The following is a 24,869-nucleotide window of genomic DNA, read 5'->3' as shown; positions in this document are numbered from 1 at the left end:
AGCGCCTTTGGAACGATTCGTCGCGGCAGTCAGTCGCGTTCGGGGCACTCTTTCGAAGGAGTGCCGGCTACCTGAACGAGTGCCGCGGCGCCTGGTTCTCGTGTTGGCCCGACTCAGGACTGTCGAAACTGGGAGGATGCCTCGGTCATTGCACTCTGTGCGTCGTTGCACTTAGTGTAATCAAATGACTTCTCTCCACGTGGCCCCGGATCGACGCGCCGAGCTCAAGGCCCGGTACCGGCTGGCCATTCTGGATGCCGCCGATTCGCTTATTCGCGAGCGGGGCAAGCCGCAGTTCAGCGTCGATGAACTCGCTGAGCGGGCCGACGTCTCCCGGCGCACCGTGTTCAATCACTTCGCCTCGCTCGACGAGGTCATCATGACGACCTGCACGCGCGTGCTCAGCGCGGCCGTCGACGAGTTCCGGGCCGCGACGGCGTCGTATCCGGCCGGGGACGAAAGCCTCGTGGCCCTGTTCGAGCAGATCACGACGGCGATTCGAGCCATGGATCTGCCGCCCGTCGTCGCCTATCTCGCGGGCGTGCTCGGTGCCGAAAGTGAGGACGGTCGTTCCCCGCACAGCCTCGGCGACGTCTTCACGCGTGCCACCGAACAGCTTGCGGCCGAGATCGCCGACCGCGCGAGTGCGATCGATGAATTGGAGGTCGCGATCCTCGTCAGCTCCGTCATGAACGGTGTCTCAGTGGTCTCCGGCCACTGGCTGGCCCGCACCGGCGGAGGGCTCGACGCCCCCTCGCGACGAGTGTGGCACGAACTTCTCGACCGCCTCATCAGCACCATCCGCACCGGCTACGCACCCACCGACCAGCAAGAAAGAATCGAAGAATAATGGCATCCCTTCTCTACCGACTCGGTCGGTTCTCCGCTCATCGAGCGTGGCTGGTCATCGTCGCCTGGATCGTCATTCTCGGCCTCGCCGGCGGAGCCTTCGCGTTGTTCGGCGGCACCCTCACCTCAGCCGTCAGTATTCCGGGCACCGCCACCCAGAAGGTCGCTGACGAACTCTCGGAGAAGTTCCCGTCGGCCAGCGGCGGGCGCGGCACCGTGGTCTTCACGACGACGGATGACGCGGCCTTCACCGCCCAGCAGCAAACCGCGATCGCAAACCTGCTCACACGCACGGTCGACCTTGATGAGGTGACCTCGGCCACGAATCCCTTCGACACCCAGGCCCAGATCGATGGTCAAGCCGAGCAGGTTGCCGACGGCCGTCAGCAGATCACCGACGGAACCGCGCAGATCGATGCGGGTCAGGCGCAGCTCGACGCGGCCGCGGCCCAGGCGGATGCCGGACAGGCCCAGCTTGACGCCGCCCGCGCCCAGGCCGAGGCCGCCGGGCAGCTCGCCGCCGCCCAGTCGACCTTCGACGCGCAGCAGGCCCAGATCGACGCGGGCACGTCCGCGATTGCCGAGCAGCAGTCGACGCTCGATGCCAGTCGCACCGAGCTGACGGCTCAGAGCACCACACTCGAACAGGGCGCCGACCTGCTCGAACTGGCCAGCGGCATCCGTCAGATCTCAACCGACGGCACGACCGCGGTGGCGAGCCTGCAGTTCGCGACGTCGCTCAACCTGGTCTCTGCCGAGGTAAAAGAGGCGGTCGTCACCGAGATGACCGACGCCGATATCGATGGGGTCACCGCCGAGGTCTCCAACGACATCGCGTCCACCATCCCCGAGATCTTCGGGCCGGGCGAGATCGGCGGCGTGCTCATGGCCGCCGTCGTGCTCTTTGTGATGCTCGGCACGCTGATCGGTGCGGGCCTGCCGCTGCTGAACGCGCTCGTCGGGGTCGGGGTTGGCGTACTCGCCTCGCTCGCGCTGTCGGGAAGCGTCGAGATGCTCTCCGTCACTCCGGTTCTCGGCGTGATGCTCGGGCTCGCCGTGGGAATCGACTACTCCCTGTTCATCCTCAACCGCCATCGCACCCAGCTGCGCGCCGGCGTGGAGCTGAAGGAATCCATCGGGCTGGCCAATGGCACCTCCGGAAACGCCGTCGTCTTTGCCGGCGCCACCGTGCTCATCGCCCTGCTCGCCCTCAACCTCACCGGTGTGCCGTTCCTCGGCCTGATGGGAACTGTCGGAGCGGTCTGCGTGTTCGTGGCGATCCTCATCGCGATCACCCTGACGCCGGCGCTGCTGGGCCTGGCCGGACAGCGAATTCTCACCAGAAAGGCCCGCACGAAGATCGGGCACGCCGACAACCACGCGAGCATCCCCATCAAGCCGATGAAGACGGGGCGGGCCATCGTGACGGTCATTGCCGGTGTCATCGTGCTGCTGATCGTGGCTATTCCCGCCCTGTCGATGCGGCTGGGGCTGCCGGCGGGCTCCTCCGAACCGCTGAACTCGAGCGCCTACCAGGCCTACAAACTCGTCGAAGAGAAGTTCGGAGCCGGCGTCAACGGTCCGTTGCTCGTGGTGGCCGACCTCGAGACGGCTCTCGGCGACGACGACCTGATGGCCGAACAGGTTCGTATCGGCACCGCGCTGAGCGGGGTCGACGACGTGGTCGCGATCGCGCCGATCGGGGCCTCCGACGACGACCTGTTGCTCGCCTTCCAGGTGATCCCCGAGGAGGGACCGACGAGCGAATCCACCGAGCAACTGGTGCGGGATCTGCGTGGTCTCGAGGTTGACGGGGTCAGCTCGCTCGGCGTTGCCGGCAACGCCTCCGGCAACATCGATGTGAGCGAAAAGCTTGCCGATGCGCTGCCGCTCTACCTGCTCGTGGTTGTGGGGCTCTCGCTGGTCATCCTGATCTTCGTGTTCCGGTCCATCCTGGTGCCGGTCACCGCGACTCTGGGTTTCGTGCTCTCGCTGTTCGCGTCGTTCGGCGCGATAACCGCGGTCTTCCAGTGGGGCTGGCTCGAGCCGGTGTTCGGCATCCACGACCCCGGGCCGATCCTGAGCTTCCTGCCCATCCTCGTCGTCGGGGTGCTGTTCGGGCTCGCGATGGACTACCAGTTGTTCCTGGTCAGCGGCATGCGGGAATCCTACGTGCACGGCGCCTCCTCGCGCCTGGCCGTGCAGCGCGGTGTGCATGCCGGCCGCACGGTGGTCATCGCGGCCGCGCTCATCATGATGTCGGTCTTCTCCGGGTTCATCTTCTCGAACTCGGTCATGATTCAGTCGATCGGCTTCGGGCTCGCCATCGGTGTGCTGCTCGACGCCTTCGTGGTGCGCCTGCTCATCATCCCGGCCGTGATGCACCTGCTGGGGGATGCCGCGTGGTGGCTGCCGAAGTGGCTCGACCGCATCCTGCCCAACGTCGACGTGGAGGGCGCATCGCTCGAGCGCACCCACCCCATTCACCTGCCCGCGGCATCCGAGCCCGAGAAGGCTGCGACGCCGAGCCTCTAGTCACGAGTTGTCGATAAGAGTCAGCTGTGGGCGAGCAACCCCGCTATAGGAGGTCGCCTCGCCCACAGCTGACTCTTATCGACACCGCGCCGGAGTTCGACGCTCAAACCCGCGTCGTGGAGTCAGAGGCAGACGTCATACAGCGGATACGGGCTCGTACTGACCGTCACGGCCACCACTTGCCCCGTCTCATCGGGCGTGAAGATGATCGAGTTGCCGTCTTTCCCGCTGATGATCCAGACATCGCCGATCAGCGGGCCCGGCATGGGGGAGACATCGGGGTGGGCGGCTCGCACCTCGGCCCAGGTCGAGCCAACGCCCACCCCGGCCCAGGTGCGGGGAAGCCCGCCGGAATTCCCCTGCTGCTGGTAGACCTCCACCGCGGTGATGGTCTCGTTGGGGTCGTCCCACTCGCTCACCGCGATGATCCAGCCGTCGGCAGGGATGTCGGGCAGTTCAGCGCGCCACGTGCACGACGTTTCGTCGCCGTGCACGAGCGGTGCTACCGCAAAGGCCTGCTCGAACGTGTCGCCCAGTGAGATCGGACCGATGCCGTCGAAGTCGATCTGCCAGACCGCGACATCCGTCGTCGTATTCTGCCCCGGACCGCAGCCGCACAGCACGATCTGCACCACACGGCGGGACGCGTCGTAGTACACCTGATAGCCGTTCGCGCTGCCCGGGGTGGCCGGGAATACTTGGAAGGTGCCGAGGTCGCCGGTTTGTTCGGCAGACGGCTGGCCATAGAGTTCCACGGCCCGCGTCACGTCGTCGCCGATGGCGAGCCCTTCGGCGGTCGCAGCCGGCAGCAGGGGAGTGATGTCGTACAGAACGCCGTCGCGAAAGCGAATCGTAGCATAAGAACACTTCACATACTGGTACTCGACGGTCGTTCGGGTCAGCGTGAGGCCCGGCTCGGCGGCGCGCGCCTGTTCCACCGTCATGCCGATGCGCATACTGTGGAATCCCGATGGGGTCACCGTGTCACCGAGCGAGTCGGGGTCGCTGGCGATGCGCAACCGTGCTGCCAGCTGCGCAGCGTTGCCGGCCTCCACGAACTCCCCGCCGGCGGCCGCCGCGATGCAGGCCAGCTGGGCCTGCGCCTCCTCGTCGGCATCGACGAGAAAGCCAATCGTGTGGATCGTCAGGTCGGGGTGCGCCAGCTTGAGCGATGCCGCGATCTCGCAGGACGGCGGCGGCGTGCAGGTGTCGACGCCATCGGACACCAACACGATCGTGGCCTCCTGGGCGGCCGGCAACTGATCGGCGGCGCGCTGCAGCGCGAGGCCGATCGGCGTGTAGCCGCTCTCGACGATGGAGGATACGGCAGCGCTGAGCTCTGTCTTGTCGACCGGGCCCACCGGCAAAATCGTGGTGACATCTTGGCATCCGGCCGCCTGGTCCTCGACCGCGTTGCCGGTCTGGGTGCCGAAAACGGTCAGCCCAATGCGTGAACCATCGCTCAGCCCGTTCACGAATGTCGTCGTCGCCGAACGCGCGGCCTCCATGCGCGTACCCCCGGTGGGCACGTCGCGCACCATCGATCCTGAGGCGTCGAGCACCAGCACGGTCGGTACGTTGCGGGGCTGGGCCACGATCGGTTCAGCGGATGCCGCGGTCGGCCAGCCGTTGTAGTCCGCCGTAGTCTCGTCCACGGTCTCGCCCGCGATTGCGGCGTCGTACCCCGTGTCGTAGGTGTCGCTGGTGTCGGCCGCACCCCAGAGACCGTAAATATCGCCGGAATTCACGGCGTTGATCGTGCCGATGACTCCGGCGCCTCCGAGGAGCAGACACACCACGAGAACGGCTAGGGACGGAAGCAGGCCGGGCGGTTTCTCGTGCGGCGCCGGATCCGGTGATCTCTCGCCCGCGGCGACGATCCAGTGCCGCAGCTCCGCGTACGTTGCCGGGTTCTCAGCAATCGCAGAGCGCAGGGCAGGGAAACGATACGCCAGATCGGCGAGCGTTGCGGCCGGGGTTGCCGGGTCGTGGGCGAGAGCCTCCGGGTCGGTCACATCGACGTGGGCAGGATCGACCGGAGCCGTGGGCGGCGTACGGGCGGCGAACCAGAGGCGGATGGCGACCGCGATCGGGATCAGCGGCCCGACCATCACCAACTGCGGATACGTGAAGCTGCTGAGACTGCCGGTGATCAGCGCTGCGACGACCAGCAGCGCTCCCACAGCCACCGAGCCGGCTCGGGTCTTGCTCGTGATTCCCGGCACGAACGCGATCGCGGATGTCAAGACGCCGGTCACCATCATCAGCGTGTCGAAGATGCTCCAGTACATACCCACCCAATTCTGTCGCCGTAAAAATGTCTAGTCGATTTCCGAGACGACGGTCCCGTTTTGGTATCGCGCCATGCTCAAGCGAATTGCGCGGTCTTCTTCGTTCTGGCTCTGATCAAACTGTTCTGCGATTTGTTCGTGTGCCACTTGAGAATCGTGTGCCCGCCAGATTCCGTCGTCTTCGGAGGCATCGGAGGTGCCCAAAAAATGCTTCTGGATCCCCTTTTCGCCTTCCCCTGTGACGCGCGCGACAATATCCCGAATACCCCCAGTAGCAGGGTTCTGGACGTCGGTGTTCACAGCTCCTACTTCACCCAAGGACTCCCTGTTGACGTCGGCGAGCCGAAGAACGTTCGCCCCGTGAAGGTTGTTGTGCTGGGTGATAGCGGGAGAATTGATCGTGATGACATCCGTCACATTGAACCTTCCGGATTGCGCCAGAATCTCAGCGTGCATGCCTCCTTGGCTGTGCCCGATCACCATGATTTCAGCGTCTGGTGGATCAATAACGCGGGATAAGAGCGCGTCCAGGTAGACATCCGTTGTACCCGGAAGGCCGTTTATGGCGGTCGCGTTTTCAAGTTTGCTGAGGAGCAGCGGGTTGTCGGAGCCGTCCGTCCCTTTGATATACACGACGTACCGTGTGACACCGTCAGAGCCCACTACTTTCTGTATCAAAATTCCATCGTTTGAGCTCATGCGCTCGAGAGCTGCAATCATCGCCCTTGTGTCCTTCGGAGCAGACTGGCCCTCGTCGTGTGACCGCGATCCGGAACGAGCAATGTTCTCGGAGCCGTCGACGGTGCTGGCTTTCTCCTGCTCTTCGGCGTTTGTGCGCAGCCTGGCCGCGTTTTCTTCGAGCAGCCGCACTACGGTTGCGATGCGCCTGCTGTGTTCGGACTCCCACTGCGCCTTGAACGTGGCCGCGAAGGGCCCCACCCAGGCGCTGATTTTGATCTGGTTGCCAACGGTGAGCCGGGTGCGGTCGAGCTGTTCGCTCGCAGTGCTCATGTGCTGTGCCAGATTGCGAAGGTGCTCGACATCGGCACCATACGTTCCCGCCATGGCAGGTCCCCTCTACTGCATTCCCTCTGCGATGCGGTTAGTCTGGGCCGCCGGTGATCCGGCGGCCCCCGCGAGATGCCCACTTGTTAGAGGCCGTTGGACGCCGACTCCTGGGCCTGCGCGTTTTGGTTCGCCTTCTGCGAAGCGTCGCGCAGAGCCGCGATGACCTGCTTCAGCGCGGTCGTGTGCTGGCCGCTCCAGTCACTGCGGAAGCCGGTGGCGTCGGGGCCGGTCCAGTCGGTGCTGTTCAAGGTGCTCGAGAGCGTGCTCAGTACGCCTTCGATATCGCCGGCTTTCTGGGAAAGCTGGCTGCTGAGCTGGCGAACCTGTTCTACGTCGAGACCCCATACGGCCATGATTTAGTCCTTTGTTTAGGTACTGCGTGAGGTGGTGCTGGCCCGAGAACGACGTTTCGTCCCCGGGCGTCTTGCCCCGTTGTGGTGCAACAGGGCAAATCTATGGGTGTGCCGAATAGCTGTCGATGGAGTCAATTCCCCATCGCCACCTGAAGGCGAACCGCGCGACCGTTGGCAATGAGAAAACCCCGGCCGGGAGGAAAATCGCTGCGCTTCAGGCGTCCCAGCGGCGTGCCGAGGAGCATGTCGCCGTCCATGTCGCCCGGCACGAGCACGAGCCCGCGGCGGCCCGACTTGAACGGCCCGGCCAGCGTGTACGCCTGCGACCAGGTGGAGCTCTCCGCCTCGCCCACCACGAACAGGTCGGCGCGCACCGCGGCCTTCACGAGCTGGGCGACCGGATGCTCCGCGTCCGACCCCGTGAAATCGGTCACCCCCTCGAACACCAGCGCCAGGCTCCCCGCGGCGAACTCTCCGGCCTCGATGCGCTCGGTGAGCCGGGCGGCCGCCGTGACGACCGCGTCGACGCTGTCGGCCACGATCTGCACGCCGGCGAATCGGGCCGCGCTACGCCCGCCGGACCCGCCAGCGGCAGCCCCGCTCAGCGCGGTACGCCGCGAGGTGAACAGGGCGATCTGCGGATGCTGCGAAGCGCGCCCCAGGGCAACGACGAGTGCGGTGAGGGCCGTCGTACGCCCGCTGCCGGGAGGGCCGGCGAGCAAAAAGGTGCCGCGCGGCTCGACCCCGATCGCGGCCAGGTTATCGTCGGCGAGGCCGATGACCGCCCGACCCTGGGCATCCGTCGCCGGCAGCGTGGCGAGATCGACGCTTTCGGGCAGTCGGCGGATGCGCGGTGCCTCCAGCGCGGGCTGCCGCCGCATGCTCGCCGCGAGCCGCTGCACCTCGCGGGACTGCACCGCAAGGTTCGAGCTGGCCCCGAGTACCGCGAGTTGAACCTCATTGCCGTCGATGATGCCTCGACCGGGCGGGCTCGTGGGGCTGAGCACGTCCTTCGGCGCGCCGAGCAGCATGTAGTCCTCCTCGGTGGCTTGGCGCAGCACGAGTCGTTTCTGCACGGTGGAGCTGATCGACGACGGAATGGAGTTGGGCCGGTCGCCGGTCATCACGACGTGCACGCCGAGCTGCCGGCCGTCGGCGGCGATCTGGGCGAACACCGTGAACCACTGGGAGGTCGCGGCGAACTCGTAGGCCTCGCGAAACGCGCCGATGCCGTCGACGAGCAGCAGGATGCGCGGCTCGGCCGGACGCTGGGCGAGGGTGCGGTACTCGCCGATGGTGCCCGCCCGGACCTCCGCGTAACGCACGGCACGGTCGTCGACCAGGTCGCGCAGGGTGCGCAGCAAGCGCACGACGCGTTCGCCGTCGTCACCGGAGATGATCGCGCCGACGTGCGGCAGGTCTTCGAGCATGCGCAACCCGCCGGCGCCGAAGTCGAGGCCGTAGACCTGGATCGGGCCGCCGTTGGAGGTCACCGCGGCTGCGATCGCGAGCAGGCGCAGGGCTGCGCTCTTGCCTGAGCCGCCGGCACCGAAAATGGCCATGTTGCCGTCGCGGTCGGGCTCGTAGAACATCGCCGGCTGGGACTGCGTCGCCGGGTCGTCGATCACGCCGAGCAGCAGGCGCTCATCGGTGCGGGGATGCGGCTGTTCCATGAAGTCGTAGACGGCGGCCAGCTCGTCAAGCCACGGTTTGCGGGGCGGCGGTACGGACGCCTGGCTGGCGGCGGCCGTGATCGTCGTCACCATGCGGGCAATGTCGGTCGGGCCCGGGTCACGCACCTCGGCGACGTCGGCCTCCGGTACCTCCCAGGCCACACTCGACCCGAAGTTCAGCTGCTGCAGGTCGATGCGCGGCCGGGCCGGGGTCCTGGTGGTCCAGCCTCCGGCATATCCGGTCTGGAAGGCCGCGATGCGTCCGGGCCCGGTCTTGGCCGCGCCACGCCCGGGGATGGACGGGTCGAAGTGCGCGGCCTGCGGAGTGCCGAGAATGTCGTTGGAGTCTTCGGCGTCGGCCATGCGCAGGGCGATGCGCAGGTTCGTGTTGGCGCGCAGATTGTCCTTGATCACTCCGGCCGGGCGCTGGGTGGCCAAAATCAGGTGCAGGCCGAGCGACCGGCCACGCTGGGCCACGTCGACGACGCCGTCCACGAACTCCGGCACCTCGGTCGCCAGCGCCGCAAACTCGTCGACGATGATGAGCAGGCTCGGCGGTGTCTCGGGGTCGCCGGTCTTCTCGAGCGACACGAGGTCCTTGGCGCTCTTGCGGTTGAGCAGGTGCTCCCGGTAGCGCAGTTCGGCACGCAGCGAAGTGAGGGCCCGCCGCACGAGGTGCGGCGACAGGTCGGTGACCAGTCCGACCGTGTGCGGCAGGCCGACGCAGTCGGCGAAGGCCGCGCCGCCCTTGTAATCCACGAACAGAAACGCGACCCGGTCGGGGCTATGGGCCGCCGCCATGCCGAGCACCCAGGACTGCAGAAACTCGCTCTTGCCCGCGCCGGTTGTGCCTCCGACGAGGGCGTGCGGCCCCTGCGTGCGCAGGTCGAGGTGAAAGGGTTCGGTGCCGGTGTGGCCAACGAGGGCGCGCAGCGTGCCCTCTTTCCGGCGGCGCACCGGAGGGGAGCCGTCGCGCACGGTGAGGGAGTTGTTCTCGCGCCAGCGGTCGATGATGGAGGTCGGCTCGCCGACCAGGTCGAGGCCGCTCAGGGTGGCATACGAGACGGCCCGGGGCAGGTCGGAATCGTCGCTGATCGGCGTGCCGACATCGACGACCGGGGCGAGGGAGCGTGCCAGCCGGCGCGCGGTCACGAGGTCGAGTGACTCGGTCTGCACCGGGGAGCTCTGCTCACCCCACCGCACACGCCCGCTCGCGGCGCCCGCCGCACCATCGTTCTCCACGACCAGAAAGGTGCGGCACGCCGCCGGGAGTCGATCGATGGAACCGGCGCACCAGACCACGTGCACGTTCGCATCGGCACCGCGCTCGGCCAGGCGTGTCGCCCGACCGCGATCGATTGGAGCGTCGTTTTCGATGACGACCACAACCGCGGGCACCAGGGCGGGCTGGCGGGCAGTGTCGTCCTTTTTCAGCAGCGCGCCCCGCAGCGAAGCGGATGCCTCCACTCGGGCATCCACGAGCGCCTCCAGCCGGGCGAGCAACGCCTGCCCGCTGCCGGGGTTGTCGGCGAGGTGTTCGCCGGCCAGGGGACTGTGGGCGGAATTGGTGTGCGGCAGCCATTCGAGCCAGTCCCAGGCCGGGCGTGACGCCGGGCTGGTGAAGGCGGCGACGACCAGTTCGGCGGGGGAATGCAGCCCGACGGCCTGCAGCACCAGGCCGCGGGCGACGCCGTCCCTGACCTGCTGCGGCCCGGCGAGGCCCAGGGTGCCGGCCTCGCGCCAGTCCACGATGACCGGCACGTCGTCGATCAGGCGAAAGTCCTCGGCTGCGGACTCCAGGCGCTGCCAGTATTCGGGCAGGGAGTCGTTGCTGCTGGGCAGGGTCAGGGTCGATCGTGAGGGAACCCGGCCGAGGCCGAGCCGTGCCGTGAGAAACGCCTCGTGTTCGGGGCGGTGCGTCCAGAGCAGGGTGCCGTGCCGACGCACCGACTGCACGACCTCCTCGAGTGACGGGGTCTCGGCGGCGCGAACCAGCCGTTCCTCGGCGTGTGCAGCGTCGCGTGCCGTCTTCGATGCGAGCATGGCGGCGTCGAACTGCGTGATCTGGGCTTTGAGCACCCGTTTGTCAGTGGTCTTGCCGTCAACGAAGGCGCCGATCACCAGCAGCGGGCTCATCGCGATGAATGCGAGGCTCAGAATGTTCCTGGTCACGAGGTAGAGCACGAGGCCCATGATTACCGGGGCCACAATCGACAGGTACGGAAACCGCATCGGCTGCGGTGTTTTCGGCGGGGTCGGTGCGAGCAGTTCGAGGCCGGGGAAGCGCAGCACGACCCGCGGCGGCCGCACGAACTCCACGACCGGGGTGCTGGCGGGGGTCGCCGTGAGCTGCTGCAACGGGGCCACGCTCAGCTCGGTGTCGCCCAGCGACACGACATCGTTGGGCGTCAGCGCGGTGCGGGAGATCAGGAGGCCGCCCATCAGCAGGCCGTTTGCCGACCCGAGGTCGATGATCTCCACGGTGTCGGCCACGTTGAGGCGCGCATGCCGTTTCGAGACCTGCGGGTCGCCGAGGCGTACCTCGGCGTCATAGTCGCGGCCGATGGTGCTCGCCCCGAAGGGCACGTCGAACTCGCGGCCGGCGTCGGGCCCGGTCAGGATCGTGACGCGCGCCGCGGCCGGCCCTCGATTCTCCCCGGGGCGTTCGAACCGGTCACTCGCCTGCACGAGTTCGACCACCGCGCCCGAGCGCAGCCCCGACTCAGTGAGATCGACCGCAGGGTTCAGCACCCGTACGGGCAGCGGCGCGCCATCGACCGATTCACCGCTGACCTGCAGCGTGAGCCCCTCGGGCAGCGTCGCTCCGGCCCGTGCGGGGTCGGCCGCGTAGAGGGCGGAGGCGATATCGCCCAGCAGGGCCGTGGCATCCGCTGTGATGGCGATGTTGACCGCGTCGAGTCCGGCGCGCTGCAGGGTGAGTTTAAGACGCATGTCGGGCCTCCGGGGCGGCGTTGGCTGCGTCGGCGTTGGCTGCGTCGGCGTTGGCTGCACTGGGCGGATGCTCGGGGTGCGGCCCGTCGAGCAACAGCAGATCAACGCGGGTCACGATGCGAGACGCGATGGCATACTCGACCAGGCGTGCGCGCCGGTTCGTGGCGTAGGTGCTGATGCCGCCGCGCAGGCCTTGAACGCCAACGCGGTCGAGTTTGTCGCAGACATTGTCGAGTTTGCGATTGAACCGGGTGGTGGCCCAGCCCAGACGTTTAGCAGCCGCGCCCGATGTGGGAATGTCGCTGCGCCCACTGCCCTCACGGGCCAGCATCGGCTCGGCGAGCGCCAGGATCAGCAGCTTCTGGGTCGCAGTGAAGGTGATGGTGCCCACGGTGGTGACCCCGTTGGCGCTGGCGACCGGATCGTTGTCGAGAAAAGTGGGCTGGCTGGAGTGCAGTATGACCTCGTAAGTGGTCGGTCCGGCGGTAAAAATCACCGTGAGCAGACCGAACACGATCGGCAGTCGGGCGCCGGGCGCGAGCCACGCCTGCACCCGACCGCCGCCGTCGGTGACCGTCGCCGCAAGCCGCGACCCCACATTGGCGAGCCACCACAGGCCGTCGACCCGGCCGATCTCGAGAAAGCGGCGGTGCAGAAACGGGTTGTCGTCGACGCTGAGCTCGGCCTCGCGGCCGACACCGAACACCATCAGCGGGTCGACGCGAAACCACTCACCGCAGTACTCCACGGTAAGACCGTCGATCTCGGCCTGCGCGATCGCGGCGGCGGAGTGCACCGCGTCTGTGTCAGTCATGGGAGCCTCGGCGACTTGACGGTTTCAGCAGCAACAGCGTGAGCGAGGCGAACACGACCGAGAATACCGTGAGTACGGCCAGCGACAGCAGCCAGATGAGCGGCTCGTGTTTCCAGAGCGGGTCGACCTCGAGTGACGGGATCAACCCGTTCAGGTCGATACCCGAGGCAGCCGCCGCGAAACCCCACCGAGCCGGCACCAGCCACGACAGCGCGTCGAGCACTGCGCGGCCGGTGACCGGGATGAGCCCGCCGTGCAGAACGAGCTGGGTCATCAAGATCACGATGAGAACCGGCATGGCCTGCTCGCTTGATCGCACCAGGGCTGAGATCAGCAGCCCCAGAATCATGGACGTCGACGCGGTCACGCCCATCGCGATGAACAGTTCGAGTTTCGCGTCGTGCAGAAGCACCGGCGCGTTCGGCGGCGCTTTGCCCAGAAATACGATGGTCACCAGCACGGCCGCCGACAGCCACGAGAACAGCCCGAAGACCACGATCTTCGACAGGAGATACGCCGACACCCTGAGCCCTACGGCGCGCTCTCGCCGAAAGATGACCCGTTCCCCGACGAGGTCCCGAATCGACATCGATGCTCCCATGAAACACGCACCGACCGTGAGAAGCGCCAGCAGCTGAGATGGTTCACCGAGGGTCTCGGTGTCGGTGAGGTCGGGCGCGGTGAAGCCGCTGTCCCCGGGCACGACGAGGGCCAGCAGCCCCAGCGCGACCGGAAGCACGGCGAGAAAAGTGAGGTAGCCGGCATCCGCCAGGATCAGGCTGAACTGCCGTGCCGCGAGGGTGATCAGCTGTGTCAGCCAGGTGGCACCCGAGGGCTTGGCCGCCCGCACTGAAGCGGATGCCTCCGGCCGGGTCACCGGGGCCAGCCGCGCCGCCGGAACGCTCGACCTAAACGCCGCGTGTGCCCGAGCCGGATCCTCGGCAACCCGGCCAAAGATCACCGCCCAGTCGTCGGTTGCGAAGTGCGCCTTGAGGCCATCGAGCGAGCCGAGATAGGCCGGCATGCCGCCGGGGGCAAGCACCAGAATCTGGTCGCACAGTTCGAGGTAGGCCACGGAGTGGGTAATGACCACCACGGCCCGGTCGCCGTCGGCAAGTTCCCGCAGGGTGTGCATGACTTGGCGGTCCAGTGCCGGGTCGAGCCCGCTCGTCGGTTCGTCGAGAACGAGCAGGCTCGGCTCGGTCAACAATTCCAGGGCGACGGATGCCCGCTTGCGCTGGCCGCCCGACAGCCGGTCAATGCGCGTGCTCTCATGGCCCGGCAACCCCAGCTGCGTGACCACACGGGCGATCTGCGCCGCCCTAGATCGACGTGTGCTCTCGGCGGAGAGACGCAGCCGGGCCGCGTAGCCGAGAGCCCGTTTGACCGTGAGCTGGCGGTGCAGCACGTCTTCCTGCGGCACCAGGCCGATGCGGGCCTTCACGAGGTCGTAGTTGTCGTGCACATCAAAATCGTCGAAGCGCACCGCGCCGCCTGAGGGGCGCGCGATGCCGGTGAGCACCTTGGCGAGCGTTGATTTTCCGGCCCCGCTCGGGCCGATGACGGCGGTGAGGGTGCCCCGGCGGGCCGACAGGTCAATGTCGAAGAGCAACTTCTTGCCGCTCGCGATCGCGAAGGTCAGCCCCCACACGTCGAGGCCGCCGCTGTCGGGCAGGGCCTCCCGGGCCGGGATGAGCTGGCCGCGGGTGCGCAGAAAGTCGTGGTGGCCGACGGTGAGACGATCCCCGTCGCGCATGTAGGCCGTCGAGATGAGCTGACCGTTGAGGTACGTGCCGTTGAGGCTGTTGGTGTCTTCAACGATGAATCCATCGCCGGACTCCGTCACGCGGGCATGATGCCTGCTCACGAGCACGTCGTCGAGGCGCAAAGTGTTGTCGGCGGCCACACCGACCGTGATGACGGATGCTCCGGCGGGTGCCACCGCAAGCTGCTTCACCTCCGAACGAAACGGTTGAGCGGATCGCCCGGAGAGAACCGTGTGTTCCGCCACGGCGTCGTGCTGTTCCCACGCCGCCGGCCCGTCGGGTCGGGTCGCCGGCGCCAGGAGCGGGCCGGTCTCCGCATCTCCCAGACGCACGTCGATGCCGTCGCCCACCCAGGTGCTGCCGAAGCGCTCCCCGTTCAGAAAGAGCCCGTTGCGGCTGTCGCGGTCTGCGACGACCCATCCGTCTGAGTAGAAGACCACGGCGTGCTCGCGGGAGACGAGTTCGTGCTCGACCGAGATGCCGCAGTCGCTGCCGCGACCCACGGACACCACGTCGCCCGGTGTAAGCGTCAGCCGTGACTCGCCAAGCCGAGCGAGCAGCTGCGGCCCGCCGGTTGCAGCAGCGGCTTCAGCACGAGTTGCAGCACCGGGCACGTCCGCCGGCAGTAGCGCGCCTCCGGCGGTCACGGGGTGCACCCAAGCACCGAGTCGGCGGAGGACCGGCCGTCGTCGCGGCGCAGCGACACCTCGATGCAGGTAGTGCCGGATGCGCTCGCCGGCACGGTTACGCTAGGCTCCGCGACGCTCGCGACGGTGTTGTCCTGACCTGTCTCGACGACCCGCCACAGGTACAGGTCGCCGGTCTCGGGCGTCGGGTTCGCCCAGGTGAAAGCAACGTCGGTACCGGAAACGGTGGCCACGAGCTCGGAGACATTGGGCACGGCGACCTCCGCTACGGCGTCGACGGGCGCCGCGACCTCGGTCGCGGTGTCGGGTGAGTCGGGGGCGGTGCCGCCGAGCAGGACCGCCGCAGTGACCCCGCCACCCACGACGAGCAGCAATCCGCCCAGAATTACCGGGGTGAGCCAGCGGCGGCGACGCGGGCCCTCCGTTTCGGAGGTGTCAGGGACCGGTGGTGAAATTGGACGTCGGTAGGTGTCGTCGAGCGCGGCTCGCTGTGCGGCCGGGCCGCGGGTGAAATTGAGGCCGCCGGGAGGCACCGTCTCATCGAGGTCCCGCTCTGCTCCTGGCACGGCGGTGGCCGCGGTCGGCCACGGGGTCGTCGCGAGGGGCCTCGATGTGGTGGCCGCCTGCGGCGCTGTGCGGGGTGCCTCAGGGTCGATGCTGACGATGTTGCGCACCCGCGTGAGGCCGTCGTCGTCGTTACGGTCGTCGGGGGCCTCGACCGCGTCGTCGAGTACGTCGATCATGGTCACCGACATCGCGAGTTCAATCTGTACCTTCTGCAAGGCCCGCGCGAAGTCGAGTGCGGAGGCGTAGCGGTCGGTCGGCGTTTTGCTCATGGCCCGAGCGAAGACCGCGTCGAGCGAGGCCGGTACATCGGCGCGGCCGAGGCCGGGCAGCGGATACGAGCCGATGCGGCTCATGACGTCTGCGCTCGTGTTTGATGCCCCGGGAAGCTGGAACGGTGACCGCCCGGCCAGCAGCGTGTAGATCGTTGCGCCGAGCGCGTACACATCGCTGGTCGCACCGCTTCGGGGCGGACTCATGAACGATTCCGGGGGGGACCAGGGAATCGACATGCCCATCGGGGCGGCCTCGCCGTCAGACGTAGTGGCCGAGATGCCGAAATCGGTCAGCGCCGGGCGGTTGTACTCCGTGACGAGAATGTTCGCGGGCTTGATATCACGGTGCAAAATTCCCGCTCGATGGGAGGTTTCCACCGCTCCGGCCACCTGGATGGCAATGCGCAGCGCCTCGCCCACGTCGAAGCGTTCGCGGCGGTAGCGCACCTGCAGGTTGGGTTTTGGGCAATACTCCATGGCTAGGTACGGTCTGCCGTCACCGCTGACCCCCGCCTCGTAGATCGTGACGATCGACGGATGCGTCGACAGCATGGCCATCACGTTGGCTTCGGCCGTGAACTCATCGGCCGAACCGGTGCGTAGCTGTTCCGCGAGCAGCACCTTCACGGCGACGCGGCGACGCGGCATCTGTTGTTGGTAGAGGAACACGTCGGCGAAGCCGCCCGAGCCGAGTAGCTCGAGAAACTCAAAACCGGGCAGGATCGGCGGAGCGCTCGGGGCCCGGGAGGCGCTCATTCGGGTTCCCGGTAGGTGACGGTAATGGCATCACCGAGGTCGAGCACGTCACCGTGCACGAGCATTGTGGGCTCCTGGGGGTGCAGGCGCACCGGATCGGTTCCGGGTCGCAACAACCGGGTGCCGTTCGTCGTTCCGAGGTCCACCGCGAGCACGCTCTCGCCCTCACAGCGCACCTCGAGATGGCTGCGGGAGATGTCCTGCTGCGGACTCGGCACGGTGATGAGGTGCGGCATACGGTCGGCGGTGAACCGGGCAGCGCTCGGCTTGCGCCCAATCACGGCGCCGCGATCGAGCAGCACCTCGACGCCGTTCGACACCAGGAGCCGGCCGTGGCGCACCGGCGCCACGGCCCAACTCGGCCTGCCAGACACCATGGACGGCGCTGCTGGGGCGAGTCCGAGCGCCCGCAGTTGTTCGAGCGACAGGGTTTCGCCATCGTGATCGGTGTCGATCGGCGGGGCAGGCTCGGCTCCGGCTCCACTGGTCCTGTCGCTCGAACCCCACAACCCGTCGTAGTCGAGTCCCTGCGTGAATTCAGGCACGGCGAGTGTCTCTGCCTGGGTCCCGGCCTCGGCTCCACCGGGCGAGACGGCCTCTACCGGCCACGAAACCGGTACCGGCGATTCGACAAAGACGACTTCGGGTGCAGCCTCCGGGCGTGCCGCTACCTCGGCTGCAGCCCCTGCGAGCGCGGCCACGGGCGCGGGGTACTCGATATCTTCTGCCTCAGCGAGGTTCTCCCCGGGGCTGGTATCGGCACTCGGCCGCATCAGAGCGAGTAATGAGTTCAGCAGCACCACTCCGGTCGCGATCGGCAGGGTGAGTGGCGTGGCCGTAGGGGCATCCGTTTCGATTGAAATGGTCGCGGGGCTGACCGAGACGCTTTCGCTCCAGGTGGTGACTCTGGCGCCCGAGACACGCAGGTGGCCCTGTTCTGCGTCGCCCTCGGCGGTGACGGTGAGTGCCCCGCGCACGGCAATTCGGGCCTCGTCGCCGACAAACGTGACGATGGCGAAGGGTGGCAGGCTCGAGAGGCCGGTGCCAAATTCGGTCGTGAGCGCGTCGAGCAGTGCGCCGAGGCCGTTGCCGGCCTCGAGCTGCCGGTAGATGCGCTCCAGCAGGGAGGGGGCAATGTATCCGGGAAGTATGGCGATTCCGGCGTCGGTGACCACGCCGAACCACGTGCCGGGGCTGTAGCGGCGCATCAGGCGGCCTCTGTCGGCAGAGCCAGCCTGGGCACGAGCCCGCGCGGGATCGTATCGTCGAAGTCGGCAGTGAGGCTGTTGGCGGGGGAGCCTCCCGGCAGAGTCTCGTCGCCGGCCAAGCCGATGGTCGACAGGGCGTCGACGACAACGGTCGTGACGTTGTCGCGGCCGCCCTGCAGCAGCGCTTCGTGAACCAGGCGGGTCGCGGCGGCCTGCGGCTCTGATTCGGCGGCGAGAACCTCGCCGATGCGCTCGTCATCGAGCTCCCCGGTGAGTCCGTCGGAACAGACCAGGATGCGGTCGCCGGGCGCGGCGGGCAGCATCCAGTAGTCGGGCTCGCCGACGCTTCCGGCACCAATTGCGCGCGTGATGACGTTGCGCTGCTTGTGAACGGCTGCCTGTGCCGGGGTGAGTTCGCCGCTGGAGACGAGTTCCTGCACCACGGAATGGTCGACACTAATCTGCTCCAGTATGCCGCCGGCCATGCGATAGGTGCGTGAGTCGCCGAGGTTCAGCAGCAGCCAGTAGGCATTCCCGTCGAGTTCTGCGAGTGCGACACCGCTGAGCGTGGTGCCGGCCCCTGCCCCGGCGCCCTCCGGCAGGGACTGCACCCGGGTGGTTGCACTGGCGACGCAGGCGCGCAGCTCGTCGAGGGTCGCGCTGGGCTTCGCGGCGAGCGCGGTGAAGGCGTCGATCACCGTGGCGCTCGCGATCTCGCCGGCGGCGTGCCCGCCCATGCCGTCGGCCACGAGATAGAGCGATCCGCTGGCTAGAAACGCGTCTTCGTTGCTGGGGCGCCGCCGACCCGCATCGGTTGCCGCGCCCACGCTCACCTGAATCGGCGCGACCTGCCCGGGCATCAGCGGGTCTCCACGGCGATGCGCCGGTCACCGAGGGCCAGCAGATCTCCGGCTTGCATAAAGGTGGGGCGGTCGGCATCCACGGCAACGTCGGGTTGCCCAGAGCGGATGAGCAGGGTTCCGTTCGTCGATCGTCGATCCATCACCCAGAGGCGGGCGCCGTCGATGCCGAAACTCAGGTGCGTCTTAGAGATGGACTTGGTGTCGTCGGGGTAGGGCACCAGCTGCGCCAATCGCGCGTCGGGCGCGGCCGGGTTTCGTCCGAGAAATCCGTTTCCGACCACGTCGATCGCTTCCCCGGTATCGAGGCGCAGCGCCCACCGGGCCAGGGCGACAGCGGGCACGACGGCGCGGGTTTCGTCGAGGTCTTCGTCCAGGGCCCTCTCGCTGGCCAGGTCTGGGCCACTCGGTGGGGCTGGGAATGGGGTTGCGAAAGGGGCTGCGAATGGGGCTGCGGGCGGCGGACCGACCGGCGCCGGAGGGACGGGCACCCGTACGGCGAAGCCCGGGACAGCCGAGATGACCCCGGCAACCGGCGGAGTAGCCAGTGGACCAGCCGGCGGAGTGAGCGGTGGCACGAGACCGAGCGTCGCGGGCGGTGACTGCACCGGGCGATTGATGCCCGCTCGTGGCGGGGCGATGACGGTCTCCATCGAGGCCTCCGTGGCGGCCAACACCGGCACCCCCGGGGCGGGCAGCGCAACGTAGCCGACCCCCACCGCACCAAAAGACGGCGCGGCCGTTGCCGGTGTCGCTAACGCTGCCGGCGGCGGCGGCGGCGGTGGCAGCAGCGGCTGAGCGCTGAGGGTGGGGAGTGCACCCGGTGCTGTGTGGGGGGCAGCTCCGGTGGCCGCTCCGCCGAAGACGCGCAGTGCGGCATCCGTTCGGGCGTTGATCATCCAGGTGCCGGAGGCCTTATCGTGCCAGCCGCGGTTGGCGCCGGTGCCGTCAAAGAGTGGCGACAACGGGCCGACAATGATGTAGGAACCGAGCGTGTAGACAATGCTGCGGCCGACGACAACGGCGACGCCGGGTCCGCCCGCGTCGATGTCGGTTCCCGGCTGTACACGCACCAGGCGCACTCCGCTCACCTTCATTCCCGGCGTCTGGCCATGACTCAGCGTCGCCCAGTACACGATCGCCAGCAGGATTGAGCCGAGCAGATAGATGACGATGCCGATGGCGTCGGGTCCGAGCCCATAGAAGATGAGGGTCAGCAGAACGCTCAGACTGCCAAAAATGAGACCGTCAACGAAGTAGGCGCCGACGCGCGCGCCGATGCTGGCGTTCTGCTGGCCGGTGTAGGCGAACGGGCCTCCATAGGCCGCGAGTTGCTGGGTCATGTTGTGCGTCTCCACTTCTTGGCGAGCGTGGTCAGTCGGGGTAGTCGTGGGCCGCGCAACCGATTCGCGGGCTGTGCCAGCGGGTGTGCCAGCGGCTGTGCCAGCGTTGCCGCGCGGGCACTCCAGCCGGCCAAGAACGAGCGCACCGAGTGGCGGGCACGCAGCCGGGCCCAGCCTCGAGCCGACCGGTTGAGGGCGGCAACGATGCCGTCGACCTCGGTCCAGAACGCGTCCAGTTGCTGCTCGGTCGGGTCTATTGGGCCGAAGACGCCCGAATCGACGCGGTCGGCGAGCAGGGTGAGTCCGGCCTCGGGGTAGCGTTCGGCGAGTGTGCGGCAACCTTCCCGCCGGGTGGCGCCGGGCGCAACGGTCACGCCCAGGTCGGTGGCCGTGTCGACCACCTCGCTCCACCCGCCGCTCAGCCGGTCGGCGGGCCGGGGCGCGTGCGCGCGCAGTCGGCGGCGACGCTTGCGCAGGGCAGCCACGAGCAGGCCGGGGCCCAGCAGCACCAGAAGCAGCGCGATCAGCCCGCCCGTGATGCCGGTGACCAGCCAGATCATCGACCACACATCGTTGTTTTCATCGCTTGGCGCGTCGTCGGCGAGCACATCCGGGGGCAATTCCACCGGGGCCAGCGGCGGCAGCGGCGGTTGCAGCACCTGGGCCTGCGGCTCGCTCTTGGGCTTGGGCTGCTCGGCCTGCGGAATCTGGTCGGTTGGCGGCGTCGGGTCAAAACTCACCCAGCCGACCCCGTCGAATGCGACCTCCACCCAGGCGTGCAGGTCGGCACCGGTGACGGCGAGGTCTGCGGTCGCCGAACCGGCGGTAGCGGCGAGCGTGTCGGCATCCGCTTCTGCGGGATAGAAGCCCATGACCACGCGGGCCGGTATACCGAGCTGGGACACCTGCAGCGCCATGGCGACGGCGTACTGCTCGTCATCCCCGATCATCTGGTCACCGCCCAGCAACACGCTGGTTCGTTCGGCACCGTGCCCGGCCCGTGAGACGGTCTCGCCCTCCAGGCCGTGGCTGAAAAAGCCGCCGCTGTGCAGGGTCGTTTCGATGGCGCGTACCTGTTCGATGGGTGTCGTCGCGGCGGTGATCGCGGCATCCGCGGAGGTCGCCACGATCTCGGGAACCAGCACCGATGTGGGCATCGAGAGGGTGGCCACCTGGCGGGTGGCGAGTTGCTCGTCGGTGTAGCTGGGCGGCACGATGACGTCGGCGGTGTAGCTGTCGCCGGGCTTCAGGCCGAGCGTGGATACCGCCACGCCGGTGGTTCGGTTGTAATGCAGGCTCGCGGCGAGTGCCGTGGAGCGGGTGCCTTCGGCGCTGCCGAAACCCGGTCCAACCGTGAGCGCCGTGAGATAGCCTGCGTCGGGCACCCACACGCCGGCCAGTTCGTCAATCGTGATCTGAAGCCGTGCCGGCGTGCCGGCGCGGCCGTCCGTGATGCGGGTGCCGACCCGGGCGAAGGTACCGGATCCCGTGCTGCCGTCACCGGAGACGTTGTAGACCACCCCGTCGAAACGGTCCAGGGTCGCCAGGCGCAACCGGGCACCGGCGGGCAGCCCGCTGACGGTGAAGAGAGTCACATCCTTGTAATCGCGCACGTATGTACGAAAACCGACGAGCGGGCTCGCATAGGCGCGCAGGTCGAGCGGCGGAACCACGGTGTCGCGCAGCACCTGCCGGGCCGTCGCGGGCGCGGTCACGCTGCCGATGCCGGCCCCCAGCACCAGCGCACTCACGAGCAGGGCAGAGCCGGTGACCAGACGACGAGTGCGCAGCCGACGCGCGCTCGCCGGGTCGACGGTGTCGGCAGCGGATGCCGCCGTGCCCGCTGCCCCGCTCGCTGTGCCCGCTGCCGTGGCCTCGGTGCGCCCGGTGCGCCCGGTGCGCGTGTCCGCGAGGCGCCACGCCGTCCAAGCGATGGCGACGACGGCGAGCAGAATGCCGCGAACAACCGGCAGCACGGTCTCGTGCGTGCCGAAACCGATCGACACGGTAAAGAGGGCGGCCGTCGGCAGCAGGGCCACGGCTGGTCGGCGTAGGCGCAGAGCGAAACTGCCGGCCAGCACGGCGGTGAGCAGCGTCGAGAGAAAAGGAACGATTAACAGCGCATCGAACCCGGTGACCGGTGCCTCGACCGTCAACAGCTGCTTCCACGAGAAGACGACGCCGAGGGCAAGTTCGCGCAGCGTGTCGAGCGTTGGCACGACCCCGGCGATCGTGGTCGGGCGCAGCGCGAGCACACCGCCGAAGACGAAGTAGGTGAGCGCGGTCGCGGTCGCAACGACGATCGTGCCCCAGCGCAGGCGCGTGCCGAGCAAGGCCAGGCCGAGACCGAGCAGCAGCCCGCCGAACCCGGCGATCACGTAGTCGGTGCCGCCGAAGACGGGACCAAAGCCGAGAACGCCGAGGCCGAGCAGCACCAGCAGAGTGACGACGTCTCCCAACTGCGCGGCCAGAGCACGCCCGGTGTCGCCGGTGTTGCTGGTGCTGCGGACGCCGGTCATTCGCTCACCCGGCGCATCCCGAAGGGCAGATCGTCGAGCGCGCCGACGGTCAGCACGGGCGTCTCGGCGATGGACCGACGTGACAGAGGCGCGCCGATTTCGCAGCGCACCGCGATCACCCGCACGCCGCTCGGAAGATGGCTGGCCGCCGAGCGGATACGGGCCGGAGGTACCGTGCTGCCGAACAGCAATACGACGACGGATGCATTAGGCACCCGCACGCCGGTCTGCCGTGCGAGCTGCACGATGTCGGCCCTCGACCCACCGGTCTCGACCGCCGACAGCCCGTCGAGCAGCCGTTTGCCGGTCTGGGTCGGCACAATCTGCTCCTGGGCCAGCACGGTCAGTTGTTTTTCCTCGGTCAGGGCCTGTAGCCCGAGTGACCCGCAGATCGACACGGCAAGCTCGAACTCCTCGATGCTTTTGCCGGCAGCACCGATGCCGACACCGCCCGTACCGTCGCCGCCAGGACTGACACCGGCCGCGGCATCCGTCGCCGTTGCATAATCGAGCGGGTTGCGGCTGAGCGCGATGGCGAGGTGTGAGCGGCGGGTCTCTTCGAACTGGCGCACCATGATCGTTCCCGTGCGGGCCGATGATCGCCAGTGCACGTTGCGCAGGTCGTCGCCCGGCACGTACTCGCGCAGGGCGTGAAACGAGACGTCGTCGTTGCTGAGATCGCTCGTCGGCAGGCCCTCAAGGTCACGCAGAAATCCGGAGCTCGACCCGTCGAGGTGCACCGTGCGAGGGTGAACAAAGAGGTCGGTGGCATCGGTCCAGCCGATAACCCGGCGAAACAGGCCCAGCGCGTCGCCGCGCACCGAGCGCACCGGTCCGACCGACAGCACCGTGCGGCGCTGGGTGGGAATGGTGAAGAGGTCTTCGTGCTCGGCGCCGGGGGCGAGGCGCGGCAACTGAAACGCGGCGAGTCCGGCACCGACGGGCAGCTCGATGCGGGCGGGCAACATCGGGCGCGCCGATGGGTTAGTGACGGTCACGCTGCCGACCGCTCGCTGCCCGACGACCACGTGAGTGCTGGCGAGGCCGAGGGCGATCGCGTAGGCGCTGCGTCCGAGAACGAAAGGCACCGCGAGCAGCAGCAGGACAAATGCCACGAGTGCGAACGCCGTAAATTCCTGCCAGCCCCAGCGAGCGCCCACAAACCACGCCAGAACGGATGCCCCGAGCACCGTCCAACCGAATCCGGTCATGACCAAGAGCACGCGCCTGATGCGCTGTCCGAGAGGTTGAAGAACCGGCCAGACGACGCTGAGCCAGAGGGTGCCGAGCGGCGACAACCGGGCCAGCGCCTGCTGGGCACGCGCGGCCGACGCCCGGGTCGCGCTGCGCGTCAGCTGACTGACTCGTGAGGGGGCCGCCCGTAATCTGCCCACTCCGACCATGCCCCCCATCGCGCTCATGCGGCCGGCTGCCTCGACTGCGGGGCAGCCACGTCGGCGAGCACCCGGCTGATGATCTTCTCGGCCGTCATGCCCGAGAATTCCGCCTCGGGATCGAGCACCAGGCGGTGAGTCCAGACGGCGGCAGCGAGGTCTTTCACATCGTCGGGCAGCACGAAGGTGCGCCCCTGAGCCGCAGCCCAGACCTTTGCCGCTCGAATCATGGCGAGCGCCCCGCGCACCGACACGCCCACCCGGGTCTCGCTGGCCAGCCTGGTCTCCTGGGTGAGTTCGGCCACGTACCGCAGAATGGCGCTGTCGGTGTGCACGGTCGACGCCAGATCGGCCATATCGGCCACGGCGCTCGTGGTGATCATCGCGGTGAGGTCGGCGGCCGGGTTGCGGTTCGCGGAGCCGGCCAGAATCAGCTCGGTCGAGGCGAGGTCGGGGTAGCCGATCGAGGTCTTGATGAGAAAGCGGTCGAGCTGCGCCTCGGGCAACCGGTAGGTGCCGGCCTGCTCGATCGGGTTCTGGGTGGCGATCACCATGAACGGGCGGCCGACCTCGTGGCCGACACCGTCGACCGTGATGCGGCTCTCCTCCATCACCTCGAGCAGCGCCGACTGGGTCTTCGGGCTCGCCCGGTTGATCTCGTCGGCGAGCACGATCGACGCGAAGATCGGGCCCCGGTGAAACTCGAACTTGTGGCTCTGCTGGTCGTAGATCGTGACGCCGGTCACGTCGCTCGGCAGCAGGTCGGGCGTGAACTGGATGCGGTTGTTCGTGCCCTGCACGGTCGCCGCGAGTGCCTTGGCGAGCGAGGTCTTTCCGGTGCCCGGTGCATCTTCGAGCAGCACGTGGCCCTCGGCGAGCATCGCCGTGATCACGAGCCGCACCACCTGGCTCTTGCCGAGCACGGCGAGCCCCACATTGTCGACGATCCGGCCGAACGTGCCGGCGAACCAGGTTGCTTGTTCCGGTGACATAGTCATTGGT

15 protein-coding genes are annotated in these 24,869 nt (G+C 67.9%); 2 read left to right on the top strand and 13 right to left on the bottom strand.

The features are described from left to right. Nucleotides 1-184 precede the first annotated feature (184 nt). Nucleotides 185-850, top strand: a complete 666-nt coding sequence (locus E3T55_RS17215; protein ID WP_134520780.1) for a TetR/AcrR family transcriptional regulator — start codon at nucleotides 185-187, stop codon at nucleotides 848-850. Further along, nucleotides 850-3,384 carry an MMPL family transporter gene (locus E3T55_RS17210; protein ID WP_134520779.1) on the top strand — a complete coding sequence of 845 codons (2,535 nt, stop codon included), beginning with the start codon at nucleotides 850-852 and terminating at the stop codon, nucleotides 3,382-3,384. The genes E3T55_RS17215 and E3T55_RS17210 overlap by 1 nt, the downstream gene beginning before the upstream one ends. 122 nt (nucleotides 3,385-3,506) lie before the next feature. Here the strand turns inward: E3T55_RS17210 and E3T55_RS17205 are convergent, their stop codons facing one another. From E3T55_RS17205 to E3T55_RS17145, 13 genes are all read right to left on the bottom strand, one after another. After that, nucleotides 3,507-5,675 carry a vWA domain-containing protein gene (locus E3T55_RS17205; RefSeq protein WP_134520778.1) on the bottom strand — a complete coding sequence of 723 codons (2,169 nt, stop codon included), beginning with the start codon at nucleotides 5,673-5,675 and terminating at the stop codon, nucleotides 3,507-3,509. 30 nt (nucleotides 5,676-5,705) lie between these two features. Beyond that, nucleotides 5,706-6,740, bottom strand: coding sequence for a hypothetical protein (locus E3T55_RS17200; protein WP_134520777.1), 1,035 nt, complete (start codon nucleotides 6,738-6,740; stop codon nucleotides 5,706-5,708). Between the two features lie 86 nt (nucleotides 6,741-6,826). Continuing rightward, a complete protein-coding gene (locus tag E3T55_RS17195) occupies nucleotides 6,827-7,096 on the bottom strand; it encodes a WXG100 family type VII secretion target (protein WP_134520776.1) in 270 nt (89 codons plus the stop codon). Between the two features lie 131 nt (nucleotides 7,097-7,227). Beyond that, nucleotides 7,228-11,721, bottom strand: a complete 4,494-nt coding sequence (locus tag E3T55_RS17190) for an FtsK/SpoIIIE domain-containing protein (protein ID WP_134520775.1) — start codon at nucleotides 11,719-11,721, stop codon at nucleotides 7,228-7,230. Beyond that, nucleotides 11,711-12,535: an FHA domain-containing protein gene (locus E3T55_RS17185; protein ID WP_241993123.1), complete on the bottom strand. Its 825-nt coding sequence runs from the start codon at nucleotides 12,533-12,535 to the stop codon at nucleotides 11,711-11,713. Before E3T55_RS17185 ends, E3T55_RS17190 begins: the two co-directional genes overlap by 11 nt. Continuing rightward, nucleotides 12,528-14,948 (bottom strand): ATP-binding cassette domain-containing protein, encoded by a 2,421-nt coding sequence (locus E3T55_RS17180; RefSeq protein WP_134520774.1) that lies wholly within the window; start codon nucleotides 14,946-14,948, stop codon nucleotides 12,528-12,530. The genes E3T55_RS17185 and E3T55_RS17180 overlap by 8 nt, the downstream gene beginning before the upstream one ends. Beyond that, nucleotides 14,945-16,543 (bottom strand): serine/threonine-protein kinase, encoded by a 1,599-nt coding sequence (locus E3T55_RS17175; RefSeq protein ID WP_134520773.1) that lies wholly within the window; start codon nucleotides 16,541-16,543, stop codon nucleotides 14,945-14,947. The genes E3T55_RS17180 and E3T55_RS17175 overlap by 4 nt, the downstream gene beginning before the upstream one ends. Further along, nucleotides 16,540-17,751 carry an FHA domain-containing protein gene (locus E3T55_RS17170; RefSeq protein WP_134520772.1) on the bottom strand — a complete coding sequence of 404 codons (1,212 nt, stop codon included), beginning with the start codon at nucleotides 17,749-17,751 and terminating at the stop codon, nucleotides 16,540-16,542. The genes E3T55_RS17175 and E3T55_RS17170 overlap by 4 nt, the downstream gene beginning before the upstream one ends. Further along, a complete protein-coding gene (locus E3T55_RS17165) occupies nucleotides 17,751-18,611 on the bottom strand; it encodes a PP2C family protein-serine/threonine phosphatase (protein WP_134520771.1) in 861 nt (286 codons plus the stop codon). The genes E3T55_RS17170 and E3T55_RS17165 overlap by 1 nt, the downstream gene beginning before the upstream one ends. After that, nucleotides 18,611-19,954 carry an RDD family protein gene (locus E3T55_RS17160; RefSeq protein WP_134520770.1) on the bottom strand — a complete coding sequence of 448 codons (1,344 nt, stop codon included), beginning with the start codon at nucleotides 19,952-19,954 and terminating at the stop codon, nucleotides 18,611-18,613. Before E3T55_RS17160 ends, E3T55_RS17165 begins: the two co-directional genes overlap by 1 nt. Beyond that, nucleotides 19,951-22,473 (bottom strand): transglutaminase TgpA family protein, encoded by a 2,523-nt coding sequence (locus E3T55_RS17155; protein WP_134520769.1) that lies wholly within the window; start codon nucleotides 22,471-22,473, stop codon nucleotides 19,951-19,953. The genes E3T55_RS17160 and E3T55_RS17155 overlap by 4 nt, the downstream gene beginning before the upstream one ends. After that, nucleotides 22,470-23,894 (bottom strand): DUF58 domain-containing protein, encoded by a 1,425-nt coding sequence (locus E3T55_RS17150; protein ID WP_134520768.1) that lies wholly within the window; start codon nucleotides 23,892-23,894, stop codon nucleotides 22,470-22,472. Before E3T55_RS17150 ends, E3T55_RS17155 begins: the two co-directional genes overlap by 4 nt. After that, a complete protein-coding gene (locus E3T55_RS17145; protein WP_134520767.1) occupies nucleotides 23,891-24,865 on the bottom strand; it encodes an AAA family ATPase in 975 nt (324 codons plus the stop codon). Before E3T55_RS17145 ends, E3T55_RS17150 begins: the two co-directional genes overlap by 4 nt. Between the last annotated feature and the right edge of the window lie 4 nt (nucleotides 24,866-24,869).

Source organism: Cryobacterium frigoriphilum, from assembly GCF_004403305.1.
GTDB classification, from domain to species: Bacteria; Actinomycetota; Actinomycetes; order Actinomycetales; family Microbacteriaceae; genus Cryobacterium; species Cryobacterium frigoriphilum.
The sequence above is the reverse complement of the archived record's forward strand: the minus strand, read 5'-3'. Positions and strand labels throughout refer to the sequence as shown.

Coding starts and splice junctions, on each gene's coding strand:
- E3T55_RS17195 (WP_134520776.1), bottom strand. CDS start 7,096: ATGGCCGTATGGGGTCTCGACGTAGAACAGGTTCGCCAGCTCAGCAGC.
- E3T55_RS17150 (WP_134520768.1), bottom strand. CDS start 23,894: ATGAGCGCGATGGGGGGCATGGTCGGAGTGGGCAGATTACGGGCGGCC.
- E3T55_RS17215 (WP_134520780.1), top strand. CDS start 185: ATGACTTCTCTCCACGTGGCCCCGGATCGACGCGCCGAGCTCAAGGCC.
- E3T55_RS17185 (WP_241993123.1), bottom strand. CDS start 12,535: ATGACTGACACAGACGCGGTGCACTCCGCCGCCGCGATCGCGCAGGCC.
- E3T55_RS17200 (WP_134520777.1), bottom strand. CDS start 6,740: ATGGCGGGAACGTATGGTGCCGATGTCGAGCACCTTCGCAATCTGGCA.
- E3T55_RS17145 (WP_134520767.1), bottom strand. CDS start 24,865: ATGACTATGTCACCGGAACAAGCAACCTGGTTCGCCGGCACGTTCGGC.
- E3T55_RS17170 (WP_134520772.1), bottom strand. CDS start 17,751: ATGCGCCGCTACAGCCCCGGCACGTGGTTCGGCGTGGTCACCGACGCC.
- E3T55_RS17165 (WP_134520771.1), bottom strand. CDS start 18,611: ATGCCCGGGCAGGTCGCGCCGATTCAGGTGAGCGTGGGCGCGGCAACC.
- E3T55_RS17190 (WP_134520775.1), bottom strand. CDS start 11,721: ATGCGTCTTAAACTCACCCTGCAGCGCGCCGGACTCGACGCGGTCAAC.
- E3T55_RS17155 (WP_134520769.1), bottom strand. CDS start 22,473: ATGACCGGCGTCCGCAGCACCAGCAACACCGGCGACACCGGGCGTGCT.
- E3T55_RS17175 (WP_134520773.1), bottom strand. CDS start 16,543: ATGAGCGCCTCCCGGGCCCCGAGCGCTCCGCCGATCCTGCCCGGTTTT.
- E3T55_RS17205 (WP_134520778.1), bottom strand. CDS start 5,675: ATGTACTGGAGCATCTTCGACACGCTGATGATGGTGACCGGCGTCTTG.
- E3T55_RS17160 (WP_134520770.1), bottom strand. CDS start 19,954: ATGACCCAGCAACTCGCGGCCTATGGAGGCCCGTTCGCCTACACCGGC.
- E3T55_RS17210 (WP_134520779.1), top strand. CDS start 850: ATGGCATCCCTTCTCTACCGACTCGGTCGGTTCTCCGCTCATCGAGCG.